This window comes from Ruegeria sp. YTSA108, assembly GCF_059610185.1.
Genome location: NZ_JBXWND010000004.1, coordinates 24,592 through 38,332 on the forward strand (window position 1 = coordinate 24,592; position 13,741 = coordinate 38,332).

At 58.1% G+C, this 13,741-nt stretch carries 11 protein-coding genes; 7 read left to right on the top strand and 4 right to left on the bottom strand.

Features of this window, described 5'->3' with window-relative positions:
- Positions 1–6: 6 nt before the first annotated feature.
- The gene (locus AC2FHW_RS07425) at positions 7–1,986 is read left to right on the top strand and encodes a bifunctional 2',3'-cyclic-nucleotide 2'-phosphodiesterase/3'-nucleotidase (protein WP_282021800.1); all 1,980 of its coding nucleotides are present in this window, start codon (positions 7–9) and stop codon (positions 1,984–1,986) included.
- A gap of 116 nt (positions 1,987–2,102) precedes the next feature.
- On the opposite strand, the gene AC2FHW_RS07430 is transcribed toward AC2FHW_RS07425, so the two are convergent.
- Genes AC2FHW_RS07430 through paaG form a run of 4 tightly spaced genes read right to left on the bottom strand, consistent with a single transcriptional unit; the run spans position 2,103 to position 5,251 of the window.
- Entirely contained in the window at positions 2,103–2,699 is a 597-nt protein-coding gene (locus tag AC2FHW_RS07430; protein WP_142639893.1) for a TetR/AcrR family transcriptional regulator, read from the bottom strand.
- Positions 2,700–2,702: 3 nt separating this feature from the next.
- A complete protein-coding gene (paaK, locus tag AC2FHW_RS07435; RefSeq protein ID WP_142639891.1) occupies positions 2,703–4,013 on the bottom strand; it encodes a phenylacetate--CoA ligase PaaK in 1,311 nt (436 codons plus the stop codon).
- A 24-nt stretch (positions 4,014–4,037) separates the two neighbouring features.
- The gene (gene paaI, locus AC2FHW_RS07440) at positions 4,038–4,463 is read right to left on the bottom strand and encodes a hydroxyphenylacetyl-CoA thioesterase PaaI (RefSeq protein WP_142639944.1); all 426 of its coding nucleotides are present in this window, start codon (positions 4,461–4,463) and stop codon (positions 4,038–4,040) included.
- Positions 4,464–4,465: 2 nt separating this feature from the next.
- Positions 4,466–5,251, bottom strand: a complete 786-nt coding sequence (paaG, locus tag AC2FHW_RS07445) for a 2-(1,2-epoxy-1,2-dihydrophenyl)acetyl-CoA isomerase PaaG (protein ID WP_496821717.1) — start codon at positions 5,249–5,251, stop codon at positions 4,466–4,468.
- Positions 5,252–5,354: 103 nt separating this feature from the next.
- On the opposite strand from paaG, the gene AC2FHW_RS07450 reads away from it, so the two are divergent.
- The 6 genes from AC2FHW_RS07450 to paaZ all read left to right on the top strand — a co-directional run bounded on the left by AC2FHW_RS07450 (position 5,355) and on the right by paaZ (position 13,714).
- Positions 5,355–7,388: an FAD-dependent oxidoreductase gene (locus AC2FHW_RS07450; RefSeq protein WP_496821719.1), complete on the top strand. Its 2,034-nt coding sequence runs from the start codon at positions 5,355–5,357 to the stop codon at positions 7,386–7,388.
- A 69-nt stretch (positions 7,389–7,457) separates the two neighbouring features.
- Positions 7,458–8,477 (top strand): TRAP transporter substrate-binding protein, encoded by a 1,020-nt coding sequence (locus tag AC2FHW_RS07455; protein ID WP_271949076.1) that lies wholly within the window; start codon positions 7,458–7,460, stop codon positions 8,475–8,477.
- A 57-nt stretch (positions 8,478–8,534) separates the two neighbouring features.
- Positions 8,535–9,041 (top strand): TRAP transporter small permease, encoded by a 507-nt coding sequence (locus tag AC2FHW_RS07460; protein ID WP_496691527.1) that lies wholly within the window; start codon positions 8,535–8,537, stop codon positions 9,039–9,041.
- The gene (locus tag AC2FHW_RS07465; RefSeq protein WP_271949071.1) at positions 9,038–10,390 is read left to right on the top strand and encodes a TRAP transporter large permease; all 1,353 of its coding nucleotides are present in this window, start codon (positions 9,038–9,040) and stop codon (positions 10,388–10,390) included. The genes AC2FHW_RS07460 and AC2FHW_RS07465 overlap by 4 nt, the downstream gene beginning before the upstream one ends.
- Positions 10,390–11,577, top strand: a complete 1,188-nt coding sequence (locus tag AC2FHW_RS07470) for a cytochrome P450 (RefSeq protein WP_496821721.1) — start codon at positions 10,390–10,392, stop codon at positions 11,575–11,577. Before AC2FHW_RS07465 ends, AC2FHW_RS07470 begins: the two co-directional genes overlap by 1 nt.
- A gap of 106 nt (positions 11,578–11,683) precedes the next feature.
- A complete protein-coding gene (gene paaZ / locus AC2FHW_RS07475) occupies positions 11,684–13,714 on the top strand; it encodes a phenylacetic acid degradation bifunctional protein PaaZ (protein ID WP_271949067.1) in 2,031 nt (676 codons plus the stop codon).
- Positions 13,715–13,741 lie beyond the last annotated feature (27 nt).

Below are 13,741 nucleotides of genomic sequence, written 5' to 3' on the forward strand. Positions count from 1 at the left end.
TGTCACATGCCATTTTCCAACCCCAGCTTGATGTCCCGCCGTCAGTTCCTTGCGACCACCACCGCCAGCGCCGCGGCCATTACACTTCACCCTTTTTCTGCGGCGGCTGCCAATAATCAGGCGCATTTACGGATAATGGAGACGACGGACATTCATGTGCATGTCTTCCCTTATGATTATTACGCCGACAAGCCTCGCGACACGGTAGGCCTCTCCCGCACCGCTTCGATCATCAACGGCATCCGGTCCGAGGCGACGAATTCTCTGCTGGTCGATAACGGAGACTTTCTGCAGGGCAACCCAATGGGCGATTACATCGCCTATGAGCGGGGGATGAAAGAGGGCGACAGCCACCCGATTATCACCGCCTTCAACACAGTCGGTTATGACGCCGCCACATTGGGCAATCACGAATTCAACTACGGTTTGGACTTTTTGGAAAAGGCGCTTGCTGGCGCGGATTTCCCGATTGTACTGGCCAACGTCGCAAAGGAACAGGGGGCAAACCCGCGTGAGGATAAAACGCTGGTCAAACCCTATGCGATTCTCGACCGCCAGATTGAAATGGGCGATGGCAGCAAACACCCGATCAAGGTCGGCGTCATTGGGTTTACGCCGCCGCAAGTCATGAACTGGGACCGCAAGCATCTCGAAGGCAACGTGCAGGCCCGCGACATTGTCGAGACAGCGCAGGCCTATGTGCCTGAGATGAAAGAGCAGGGCTGCGACTTGATTATCGCGCTTTCGCATTCGGGGATTGGCGATGCCGACCATTCCGACGGTATGGAAAACGCCTCGGTCGTGCTGGCCGGTGTTGACGGGATTGACGCGCTGGTGACCGGTCACAACCACCTTGTTTTCCCGTCCGAGACATTTGCCGACCGTCCCGGTATTGACGTTGCAAAAGGGACGTTGATGGGCAAACCCGCCGTCATGGGCGGGTTCTGGGGATCACATCTTGGCCTTCTGGACCTGCTGCTGGAGCGCGATGGGAACGAGTGGCGTGTGGTGACCACAACTTCTGAGGCACGCCCGATTTCGGTTCGCAACGAAGATCGCTCGATCACGGCGCTGGTCGAGGATGATCAGGCCGTGCTGGCCTCGGTCGCGAAAGATCACGACGAAACACTAGCCTATGTGCGCAGAGCGGTCGGCAAGACGTCGGCCCCGCTGCACAGCTATTTCGCGCTGGTAGCGGATGATCCATCTGTACAGATCGTGTCGATAGCGCAGAAATGGTACGTCGAAGAAATGATGAAGGGCACGGAACACGAAGGCCTGCCAATATTGTCAGCCGCGGCGCCTTTCAAGGCCGGCGGTCGTGGTGGCCCGGAGTATTACACCGATGTCCCGGTGGGTGACGTTGCCATCAAGAATGTGGCCGACCTTTATCTATATCCCAACACCGTTCGCGCCGTACGGGTGAACGGAGCGCAGGTCCGAGGTTGGCTGGAGAGGTCTGCCGGAATGTTTAATCAGGTCGAACCGGGCGCAAGCGACGCGGTCCTGCTGAACCCAGAGTTTCCGTCCTATAATTTCGACGTGATGGACGGCGTCACCTATCAGATCGACCTGTCCCAGCCATCGCGGTTTGGACCCAAGGGTGAAGAGGTCAACCCTGGCGCGGCCCGGATCGTGGACCTTGCCTTCAATGGTTCTCCGGTCACGGATGACATGGAGTTCATTATCGCCACCAACAATTACCGAGCGTCCGGTGGCGGATCTTTCCCCGGCGCGATGGGCGACACGGTTGTGTTCGAGGCGCCGGACACCAACCGCGACGTGATTGTCCGCTATATCGTCGAACAGGGCACGATTGACCCCAAAGCAGATGCCAACTGGTCGTTTGCGCCGCTGGACGGCACCACGGTCCTGTTCGAAACAGGCCCGAAGGCGCGTGACTATATGAGTGACGTCAAAGGTGTTTCGATCGAGGATGCCGGTGAGGGCGCAGATGGCTTTGCGGCCTTCCGCATCCAGCTGTAACAGATTGAAAGCAGGCTTATCCCCCTATTTCTGACCCAATGGTATGGATCGGAATTGGGGGGTGAGCCAAAATTATTCTGTTAGGCAACTGTCCTGCGAAGCGGCCCGTCCTGGGTCTAGAGTTTGCGTATTCCGTGGAGCGTTAGGGTGCTGACCAGATCAGCGTAATCCTCACGTGCTTTGGTGCCTGCGCCTGTGTTCCACATATAATACCAGTTCAGCATGCCAAAAACCGACATCGTGGCACCGCGCAGCTTGTCCTTGTCATCGCCAAACGAGTCCGGAGACAGGTCTTTCAGGATGTCCCGGACGAAATTCACTAGATCCAGCTGATACCCTCGTAAGAGCTTTTGCTGATCGTCGCGCAGGGCGTTCATGCCACTGATCTGCACCCGGTGTTCATCATCCGCACCCTGATAAGCGAACAGGATCTCACGCACGGTCTTTCGCAGCTTTTGCTCGGGTGTAAGACCCGTCAAATCGACCTCGCAAATGCGGTCGCGCAGCTCGCGCAGATAGGTTTCGAGGATGTCATACAGGATGGCATCCTTACTGTCGTAATAGTGGTAGATGTTAGCCTTGGAGATTCCGCACTCATTGGCCAAAAGGGTCATCGAAGCGCGATCAAACCCCTGGTCGGCAAATACTTTGGCTGCCGTTTTCAGGATTTGTTCCCGCTTTTGGTCGTGGTCTTTTGCGATTGTCCGGGCCAAGGCTTAATCCTTATCGCGGTTGTCGATGACGCGCTTCGCCTTGCCCTGAGAGCGTTCGACGTCGCCCGGCTCACCTACAACAATTTCAGTTGAAACTCCAACGATGTCCTTGATGCGTTTGGTCAGCATTCGGGCGGCCGCCGTCTTGGACATTTCATCGGTAGATCCCGGAGAGGCTTCGACAAAGACCCGCATGGCATCCATCCGGCCGGATTTATACAGCTCGACCTGGTAATAAGGCGCAAGGCCTCCGGTCGCCATGACCTGTTCCTCGATCTGGCTGGGAAAGACATTGACGCCGCGCAGGATCATCATGTCGTCGCTGCGGCCGGTGATCTTGGCCATGCGACGCATGGAACGGGCCGTTCCGGGCAGCAGGCAGGTCAGATCGCGCGTGCGATAGCGGATCATCGGCAGCCCTTCTTTGGTCAGGGTGGTAAAGACCAGCTCACCAGTTTCACCGTCGGGCAGTACTTCGCCGGTGGCGGGGTCGATGATTTCTGGCAGAAAGTGATCTTCCCAGATCACAGGGCCATCCTTGGTTTCGACGCATTCGCTGGCAACGCCGGGCCCCATGATTTCCGACAGGCCATAGATGTCGACCGCGTGCATGTCGAATGCAGCCTCGATTTCCGAGCGCATCGCGTCGGTCCAGGGCTCCGCGCCGAAGATACCAACCTTCAGAGAGCTTTCGCGCGGATCAAGGCCCACCTTATGAAATTGTTCGAGGATGTTGAGCATGTAGGATGGGGTCACCATGATCCCATCGGGTTGAAAATCTGTGATTAAACCAACTTGTTTTTCGGTTTGCCCGCCACCCATCGGAACCACGGTCGCCTCTAGACGTTCGATGCCGTAATGCGCGCCCAGACCCCCGGTGAACAGGCCATAGCCATAAGCGTTATGCACGATATCGCCCTTGCGCAGACCTGCGGCCCGCAGCGACCGAGCACCCAGATCGGCCCAGTTGTCGATATCGCCTTTGGTATAGCCCACAACGGTTGGCTTGCCGGTTGTCCCGGATGAGGCGTGCAGCCGAACCAATTGGCTGCGCGGCACGGCGAACATGCCGAACGGGTAGTTGTCACGCAGGTCGTTCTTGTAGGTGAAGGGAAATTTCGAAAGGTCAGATAACTGTTGCAGGTCATCTGGATGCACGCCGGCATCGTCGAAGCGCTGGGTGTATATCGGCACGTTTTCGTAAGCGTGACGCAGGGACCATTTCAGACGCTCCAACTGAGTGGCGCGGATTTCGTCAACCGAGGCGATCTCGATCGGGTCCAGGTCAGCTTTGTTAGGGGACAGGTCCTCCATCGCGTTACTCCTTCGGTCGCGAAGCTATTCTTGAAAATTCGTGCCACCAATCGCGCGGGACATGCCGCGGAATTCGGCGACCACGTTGCTGTCTTGATTGGTGACGCGCACGTCATAGATGCCGCTGCGACCCGTAACCGAGACCTCGGTCGCGGTGGCCGTCAGGCGATCCCCCAGCTTGCCGGGGGCGAGATAGCTCATCATCGTGTGCTGGCCAACGGTCGCGTGATTACGGCTGTTGCAGGCAAAGGCGAAGGCGCTGTCGGCCAGGGCATGGGTCACGCCGCCATGGCACATGCCGTGCCCATTACAGTGATGCGCAACGACGGTCAGCGCCAGAACTGCGCAGCCTTCGTCCACCTCGACAAGCTCCATGCCAAACCATTTGCTGGCTTCGTCACTCGCCCACATCGCAGCGGCTGATTTGCTGGCACGTTCCTTTGGTGTCATCGTCATTTACCCTGAAAATTGGGCGCGCGCTTTTCAAGAAAGCTGGACACGCCCTCGGCATAATCCGCGCTTTCGCCGCAGATTTTCATCGCATCAGCCTCGAGTTCCAGATGAACAGACAAAGAGGTCGTCGCCGCTGCTTGGATACAGTGTTTGGTCTTGCCCAACCCAAGGGTCGGGCCATTGGCCAGTTGATCAGCCAGCGTACGAGCCTCTGCTAATAGCTGATCGTCGGGTATGGCTTTCCAGATCAGGCCCCAGTCTTCGGCCTGTTTGGCTGGCAGCGGCTGTGCGGTAAAGGCCAGCCCTTTGGCGCGCGCCTCGCCCAAAAGGCGGGGCAGGTGCCAGCTGCCGCCAGTGTCCGGTATCAGGCCGACCTTAGAAAAGCTCTGGATGAATTTCGCGCTTTCCGCTGCCAGAACCATGTCGCAGGCCAGTGCCAGATTGGCCCCGGCGCCGGCAGCGACACCATTCACCGCGCAGATGACAGGGAAGTTCAGCGACCGGATCAGCCGCACCAAAGGGGCATAGAAACTGCGGACGGTCTTGCCCAGATCCGGTGGCCCGTCCATTTTCGACGGATCGCGGTCGCCAAGGTCCTGGCCGGCACAAAAGCCACGCCCGGCGCCCGTCAGCAGCACTGCCCGCGCGCCTGTATCGCGCGCGGAATTCAAGGCAGTCTGAAGCGCATGATGCATGTCTTCGTTGAACGAATTCAGCTTGTCTGGACGGTTCAACGTAATCTCGACCCAGTTCCCGTGATTTTCTACAAGAATCGTATCGCTCATCACTGCCTCGGCCGGTATCGTTTCAACTTTATGATTGCATTAACCGAACGGTTGGTCAATATATAAACGCAAGCCGAATCTGAGCAAATCAAAGGGATGGGTTATGGCAAAATCGCCGGTGGTGAGCGTTGAGCGGAAGGGTGACGTTGCCTGGGTAACGATCAACAATCCGCCAGTGAACGCGACATCCGCTGCGGTGCGTCAGGGGTTGGCCGACGCGGTAGGTGCCATCAAAGGCGCGCGCGTGGCTGTCCTGCGATGTGCGGGTAAAACCTTTGTTGCCGGTGGCGATATGTCAGAGTTCGACGCCCCACCGGTTGAGCCACATCTGCCTGACGTAGTACAGATGATCGAAGACAGTGAAGTTCCCTTTATCGCCTGCATGCACGGTACTGTTCTGGGCGGCGGGTTCGAGATTGCCATGGCTTGCGCTTGGCGCATTGCCGCGTCGGGCACCAGATTTGGTCTGCCAGAGGTCAATGTCGGCCTGATCCCCGGGGCAGGGGGCACCCAGCGTATTCCCCGTCTTGTGGGGATGGAGGCCGCGATTGACATGGCCTGCCGGGGCAAGATCCTGACTGCAGAAGCGTTACTAGGGCTGGGTGGCCTTGATCTTGTCGCTGAACAGCCTGAGGCTGCCGTTGAGGCCTTTGCGGCCAACCTGCCGCAGCGACCAGTGCCAGTCAGTCAGCGTAGCCTCACCAGCTTTGCACCGGACCTGATAGAGGTTTCGCGCGCGGAACTTTTGAAACGGTCAAAGGGTCAGCAGTCTCCGCTGGAAAATCTGACGGCATTGGGGTGGGCAACCGAACCCTTTGCCGATGCCTTGCCAAAAGAGCGCGTCCGCCATTTGGCCCTGCGCCAAGGTGCCGAAAGCAGGGCCCTTCGCCATGCTTTCTTTGCCGAACGGAGCGTGTCCAAACCTTCTTTGATCAGAGGCGTAACCCCGCGCGACATTAGCCGTGTCGCGGTGGTCGGCGGTGGTCTGATGGGGGCCGGGATTGCAACCGCCGCCCTGAATGGGGGGTTTTCTGTCACGTTGATTGAGCAGAACGCCGAAGCCGCTGCGACGGCCTTGGGGCGTGTTAAGGGCCTGCTCGAAGGCGCCGCCAAACGGGGAAAGCTGACTGAGGCGCAGATGCAGAGCCGCCTGAGCGCCTTTCGCGCCGTTGACAGCTATGCCGACGCACGGGATGCGCAACTGGCCATTGAGGCGGTGTTCGAGGACATATCTGTCAAACAGCAGGTTTTCGCGGAACTCGCCCGGCATATGGACACAAACGCAATTCTTGCCACCAACACATCTTATCTGGATCCAAACCAGATTTTCGCCGGTATCGACAGTCCGGCCCGCTGTATAGGTCTACATTTCTTCAGCCCAGCCCATGTCATGAAACTGCTTGAAATCGTACATACCGGGTATTCGGACCCAGAGGTCATCGCCACCGGATTTGCGTTTGGCAAAAAGCTGGGCAAAGTAGCGGTCCTATCGGGCATTTGCGATGGCTTTATCGGCAATCGCATGCTGGCCGCATATCGGCGCGAGGCTGATTATCTGCTGGCAGATGGTGCGCTGCCTTATCAAGTGGATCAGGCCATGCGCGACTTTGGTATGCCCATGGGTCCGTACGAATTGCAGGATCTGACCGGTCTTCAGATCTCATGGGCCAATCGCAAGCGCAATGCCGCAACACGCCCACCGGATGAGCGCTATGTCTCTGTGGCCGACCAGCTTTGCGAGATGGAGCGTTTCGGGCAACGGTCCGGAAAAGGTTGGTATAGTTATGTTGACGGCGACCGTACGCCGATCCGTGATACACAGGTCGAGGCTTTGATCGAAGCCAACTCGGCTGAACATGGCATCACCCGGCGCGCGTTTACGAGCACCGAGATTTCGTCGCGCTTGATGGCGGTACTTGCGAATGAGGGCGCATTGATCATCGAAGAGGGTATCGCAGAAAACGCGATGGCCGTGGATATGGTCCAGATCCATGGCTACGGATTCCCGCGCTGGCGCGGGGGGCCGATGAACTATCGGGATGAAATTGGGGCGCAGCTGTCGCGGGGAATAATGGAGACCGTCGCCTCTGAAAGCCCCGGGTCTTGGAGGATTGCGGGGCAGACCACATCACCATGACTATTGATGGTTACAAAACGGACTATTAACGCAGATTCAATGTATGTTTCAGAGGGAGGAGACAAAACCATGAAATTCAACAGTTTGAGCACGCTATTGGCCTCAGCCGCCTTGGCCGTTTCGGGCACCGTGGCGCTGGCCGCAGATTATACGCTGACCATATCCAGCTGGGCGCCGCCGACCCACGGTATCAACGCGAAGATGTGGCCAAAATTCGTGGAAATGGTTGAAGAGGCCACAGACGGTCAGGTCACCGCCGAACTGAAGTTGGGCATCGCGCCGCCACCAGCACAGATGGATCTGATCATGGATGGCGCGGCGGATGCCTCGATCATTTTCCACGGCTACCAGCCGGGGCGCTTTGTCACCACAAAGATGATAGAACTGCCCGGATATGAAGGCTCGGCAGAGGCCGCATCGGTTGCATATTGGCGCACCTATGACGCGCATCTCAAGGCCGCGGACGAGCATCGCGGCGTGAAAGTGATCGCCCTGCATACCCATGGTCCGGCGCAGCTGCATTCCAGCAGCGCGGTGACCACGCTGGATGAAGTGTCGGGCCTCAAGGTCCGTATCCCGGGTGGGGTTGGCGGTGACGTCGGCACAGCGCTTGGCGCGACCGGCATCCAGGTGCCTGCACCGAAAGTCTATGAGACCCTTGCTTCGAAAGCAGCCGATGGCGTTGTCATGCCGTTTGAATCCCGCAAGGGTTTTAAGCTGACCGAGGTTGCCCAGAACGTTTACGAGGTTCCGGGCGGCCTGTATCGCGGGTCGTTCGCCTTTATCATGAACGAAGAAACGTTTGCCGACCTGCCCCCTGAGCTGCAGCAGGCGCTGGAGGAGAATGTGTTCGGTGAACCGCTGAGCCGCGAAATCGGCAAGATCTGGGACGAGATCGACGGGATCGGCCGCGAGGCGACCGAAGCCACTGAGGGCAACGCAATCAACGCGGCCTCGGCGGAAGATCTGGAAAAATTCAACGCGATCGCCGTTGATGTCCGCGCCAAGGTGATTGACGAGGTCAACGGCACCGGTGTTGACGCACAGGCGGCCTATGACATGATCGTAAATGAAATGGCTGCCCAATAACGCAGTCCGGCTGGCGGGGTCTCTTCGCCAGCCAAATTCACCAGCCGGGACCCAATCATGCAATCTCTCGTGACTTTTGCGCGTCGCGTCAGCATCGCTCCGACGCTGCTGGCCTGTATAGCGCTGTTCATCCTGATGGTGATGACCTTTTTTGACGTCATACTGCGTTCTGTCTTCAACGCCCCGATTGAGGCAGCGACTGAGCTGACACGTATTCTCATGGCGATCATGGTGTTTTCGGTTCTGCCGATGATCTCAGCCGGAAAGGGTCAGATCGCCGTCGACCTGACGGACGGAGTATTTTCCCGCTTGCGGCTGAGCCGAGCGCGTGACGCTGTTGTATATATTGTGTCGGGCGTGATGCTCATCTGGCCGATCAAACGCGTCTGGATTCTTGCCGAGCGAGCACGGGACTATGGCGATGTGACTGAATACCTGTCGATCCCGGTATTCTATGTCGGCTGGTTCATCGCCGGGTTCACTGCGATCACGGCCATGGCGATGATTGTCACGGGCCTAATTACTATCTTCTCCCCCCAATCCTTGTCGGAGACCTCTCAATGACCGCCGCACTTATCGGTTTTGCCCTTGTTCTGGTGCTTGTACTGGTGCGTCTGCCTATCGTCTTCGCGATGGGTCTGGTTGGTACGCTTGGGTTCGCCTACGAACGTGGCGGCAGCATCTTTTCGGAGCGCGGCTTGAAGGCGGCGATGTCGATGGTGGGTCGCCAGATCACCGATACGGCACAGGATTACGGATTGTCGGTGGTGCCTCTGTTCATCCTGATGGGCCTGTTCGTGAACAAAGGCGGGCTCGCGCGCGAGCTTTATGCGGTATCCAATGCATTTCTCGGCCATTTCCGGGGCGGCATCGCCATGGCGACTGTCGCGGCCTGCGGCGGGTTCTCGGCAATTTGCGGATCGTCTCTGGCGACCGCGGCCACCATGTCCAAGGTCGCGATGCCGGAAATGCGCCGGTATGGTTATGCGGATGAGCTTTCGACTGCGTCGATTGCAGCGGGTGGCACGCTTGGCATCCTGATCCCGCCCTCGGTGATCCTGGTCATTTATGGCCTGCTGACGGAAACCTCGATTGGCAAACTGTTTGTTGCGGGCATTATCCCCGGTGTGCTTGGCATTCTTTTTTATCTTCTCGCGGTGCGCTGGACCGTCTGGCGCAAACCAGAGGCGGGACCGGCAGGCGAACGCCACGGTTGGGTCGAGCGCCTGAGGGCCTTGCGCTCGGTCTGGGCCGTGTTGCTGCTGTTCTTTCTGGTCATTGGCGGGCTTTATGGTGCCTTCGATTTTCAACCGCTGAACCTGACCTTCAGCCCGACCGAGGCGGCAGGGATGGGGGCCATGGGCGCCTTTTTGATTGCCTTGTCGCGCGGCGGGCTTAGCCTGGGTTCAACATTCGAGGTTTTGAAGGAAACCACCGCGACCGCTGCGGCCCTGTTCTCGGTCCTGATCGGGGCGCAGATATTTTCGAACTTCATCAACCTCGCCGGTTTGCCCGAAGCGCTGATCGCCATGGTCACAGCGTATGACGTTGCGCCCTTTGTGGTGATCCTGATGATCCTGGGCATCTACATCATTTTGGGGTGTGTTTTTGAATCCCTGTCGATGCTATTGCTGACCGTGCCGATCTTTTTTCCTCTGGTCACATCGCTGGGATATGACCCGATCTGGTTCGGCATTGTTGTGGTCGTCGTCACCGAAATCAGCCTGATCACCCCGCCCGTGGGGCTGAACGTGTTCATTCTGAAGGGTGTGGTCGGGGATGTGTCGACCGGGACGATCTTCAGAGGCGTCACGCCGTTTTGGATCGCCGATATCTTCCGGCTGGTCCTGATCGTTCTGGTGCCCTGGCTTGTGCTGGTTCTGCCGGAACAGATGGGGGCGATGGGCCACTGATGTTTGCGCTGACCAAGCTGCCTGACGGGTTCCACGATGATCCCTATCCTACCTATAGGGCGCTGCGTGAAGATACGCCCGTCTGCCTGCAACCCGATGGGTCGGTGATCCTGTCACGACATCAGGATCTGGACATCATCTATCGGGACACAACGCGATTCATTTCGGACAAGAAGGCCGTGTTTGGCCCCAAATACGGGGTGGATAGCCCATTGTTTGAACATCACACCACCAGTCTTGTGTTCAATGATCCGCCCTTGCACTCGCGTGTCCGCAAGGTGATGGTCGGCGCGATGAACCCGCGCGCTTTGGCGCAGATGGAGCCGGGTCTGATTGAACTTGTCGACGGGCTGCTGGATCAAATGCAGGCCAAGGGCACAGTTGAGTTGATCGAGGATTTTGCCGGGGCGATCCCGATCGAGATCATCGGCAACCTGCTGGGCATCCCTCGGTCCGAGCGTGAGCCGTTGCGTGAGTGGTCCTTGGCCATTCTCGGGGCGTTGGAACCGCAGCTGACGCCCGAGCAGGAAGATTGGGGCAACCGCGCAGTCCGCGAGTTCAAAGCCTTTCTGCGCGATATCATCGACGACCGCAGGGCCAACCCGGGCAACCCGGAGACCGATGTTTTGACCAGGTTGATACAGGATGACACCGAGGGCGGCCTGACCGAGGTTGAACTGTACCAGAACTGCATCTTCATTCTGAATGCCGGGCATGAGACCACGACAAACCTGATAGGCAACGCTTTGGATCTGTTGGACCGCCACAGGGATAAGCGGACCGAGCTGTTGGTTAATCCAGACCTGATTTCTACCGCAGTGGACGAGTTTTTGCGTCTGGAAAGCCCGAACCAGTTCGGCAATCGCCTGACCACTGAAGAGGTGGAATTTCACGGACATGTCATTCCAGCAGGAACCGATCTGCATCTTTGCATCGGCGCGGCCAACCGCGATCCGCGACAATTTGATTTCCCCGATGACATGATGTTGGATCGCCGTCCCAACAAGCACCACGCGTTTGCGGGCGGACCGCATACTTGCGTTGGTTTGACCTTGGCCCGGATGGAAGGTCGGGTTGCCGTTAGCCGGTTTTTGAACCGGGTCCCTGATTACCAGATCACGGAAAGTGCTCAGCGTGGGGGGCGTATCCGGTTTCGGGGGTTCGCCTACCTGCCCGCGCAGGTTTGAACTAGCCGTGCTGCTTGTTCTGAAATTTATTGACCGACCGTACGGTTAATAATAAGATATCGCAAATGCCCCGCGCGCTAGCCCTGCCGCGAGTAAGGAGAAACCTATGACGATCCAACAGATTTCCAGTTTTGCTGCGGGCGAGTGGATTGCGCCGGGGGCAGGTGCCCGCAACATCGCAAGCGCGGTGACGGGAGAGGTGATCGCAACAGCCGGAAACAACGCCTTGGACGTTCAGGGAATGCTGGATCATGCGCGCAATGTTGGTGGTCCTGCGCTGCGCAAGATGACGTTTCACCAGCGGGCCAAGATGCTCAAGGCGCTGTCTGTTCATCTGGGCAAGCACAAGCAGGCGATGTACGATCTGTCCTTCAATACCGGCGCAACCCAGGCGGATCATCTGATCGACATTGACGGCGGTATTGGCACGATGTTCGTCTTTGCCTCAAAAGGGCGGCGCGAGATGCCGGACGGGCATGTCTATCTCGACGGCGAGGTCGAGCAGCTTTCGCGCAATGGCACCTTTCTGGGGCAACATATCTGCACCCCGTTGAAAGGTGTTGCGATCCATATCAACGCTTTCAACTTTCCGGTCTGGGGCATGCTGGAAAAGCTGGCTCCGACTCTTCTGGCGGGGGTTCCGGCTATCGTCAAACCGGCCACAAATTCCTGCTATGTGACCGAGCTGTGCGTTCGGCTGATGCTCGAGTCGGGCATATTGCCCAACGGTGCATTGCAACTGGTGTCAGGCGGGCTGGGCGACATGCTCGATCGCCTGACCATGCAGGATGTGGTCAGCTTTACAGGCTCGGCGGATACGGCGCTGAAGCTGCGCGCGAACCCCGTAATCCTGGAGAATTCGGTCCGGTTCGTGGCGGAGCAGGACAGCTTGAACTGCTCGGTCCTGGGCCCTGATGCCGCGCCGGGAACGCCCGAATTCGATTTGTTCGTCAAAGAGGTTCAGCGCGAGATGACCACCAAGGCGGGTCAGAAATGCACTGCCATCCGCAGGATCATCGCGCCCGAGCCGCATGTGCAGGCCGTGATTGAGGCGCTGTCCGCGCGTTTGGCAAAGACCACCATCGGGGATCCGAAACTGGAAACCACCCGAATGGGTGCGCTGGTCTCGGCCAGTCAGAAGCGCGATGTTTTGGAGAAGGCCGCGATTATAGGGCACGAGGCCGAGTGCGTCTTTGGCAACCCGGACGACTTCGTGGTCGATGGGGCCGATGCAGATAAGGGCGCCTTTCTGCCACCGATGCTGTTCCATTGCAGCGATCCCGATGCCGCGCTACGTGTGCATGATACCGAAGCCTTTGGGCCCGTCAGTACAATCATGGGCTATCGCGATACCGACCACGCGATTGAGCTGGCGAACAGAGGGCAGGGGTCTCTGGTGGCCTCAGTCATCACACATGATGCTGATGTTGCCCGCAAATTTGTTATGGGGGCAGGGGCCTATCATGGGCGGCTCTATTTCAACAACCGAGACTCGATGAAAGAATCCACAGGCCATGGCTCTCCTTTACCGCATATGGTCCATGGCGGTCCCGGCCGTGCTGGCGGTGGCGAGGAAATGGGCGGTGTGCGCGGTGTGATGCATTATATGCAACGTACGGCGATTCAAGGATCGCCGGACATATTGACAGCTATTGGCGAGAGATGGGTGCCGGGTGCAGCCGAGGTCAATGCGCCAGCCCATCCATTTACACGCCGCTATCACGATCTGGCCATTGGTGAGACGATCCACACCGCACCGCGGACCGTGACCATGGAAGACATTGAACATTTCGCCGAATTCACCGGCGACACCTTCTATGCCCATATGGATCAGGCCGCAGCTGAGCGTAACCCGTTCTTTCCGGGCCGGGTCGCGCATGGATATCTTTTGCTGTCATTCGCGGCGGGTCTTTTTGTGGAACCGAACGAGGGGCCGGTCCTGGCCAATACTGGGCTCGATAACCTGCGCTTTATGAAACCGGTAGAGGCAGGCGACAGCATCAAGGTGCGCCTGACGGTTAAAAAGAAAACCCGCCGCAATGATGAATATGGCGAGGTGCGCTGGCATGTCACCCTGACCCAGCAAGATGATGAGCCTGTGGCCGAATATGAGCTGCTGACCATGGTGGCCTACTAAGATTCTTGGGCCGGATGGTAATTCGAT

Bases quoted from the DNA above. Each gene is read 5' to 3' on its own strand.
- AC2FHW_RS07425 (WP_282021800.1), top strand. From the start codon at position 7: ATGCCATTTTCCAACCCCAGCTTGATGTCCCGCCGTCAGTTCCTTGCG.
- paaK (WP_142639891.1), bottom strand. From the start codon at position 4,013: ATGGAGGACCTGTCCCCTAACAAAGCTGACCTGGACCCGATCGAGATC.
- paaI (WP_142639944.1), bottom strand. From the start codon at position 4,463: ATGACACCAAAGGAACGTGCCAGCAAATCAGCCGCTGCGATGTGGGCG.
- paaG (WP_496821717.1), bottom strand. From the start codon at position 5,251: ATGAGCGATACGATTCTTGTAGAAAATCACGGGAACTGGGTCGAGATT.
- AC2FHW_RS07450 (WP_496821719.1), top strand. From the start codon at position 5,355: ATGGCAAAATCGCCGGTGGTGAGCGTTGAGCGGAAGGGTGACGTTGCC.
- AC2FHW_RS07455 (WP_271949076.1), top strand. From the start codon at position 7,458: ATGAAATTCAACAGTTTGAGCACGCTATTGGCCTCAGCCGCCTTGGCC.
- AC2FHW_RS07460 (WP_496691527.1), top strand. From the start codon at position 8,535: ATGCAATCTCTCGTGACTTTTGCGCGTCGCGTCAGCATCGCTCCGACG.
- AC2FHW_RS07465 (WP_271949071.1), top strand. From the start codon at position 9,038: ATGACCGCCGCACTTATCGGTTTTGCCCTTGTTCTGGTGCTTGTACTG.
- AC2FHW_RS07470 (WP_496821721.1), top strand. From the start codon at position 10,390: ATGTTTGCGCTGACCAAGCTGCCTGACGGGTTCCACGATGATCCCTAT.
- paaZ (WP_271949067.1), top strand. From the start codon at position 11,684: ATGACGATCCAACAGATTTCCAGTTTTGCTGCGGGCGAGTGGATTGCG.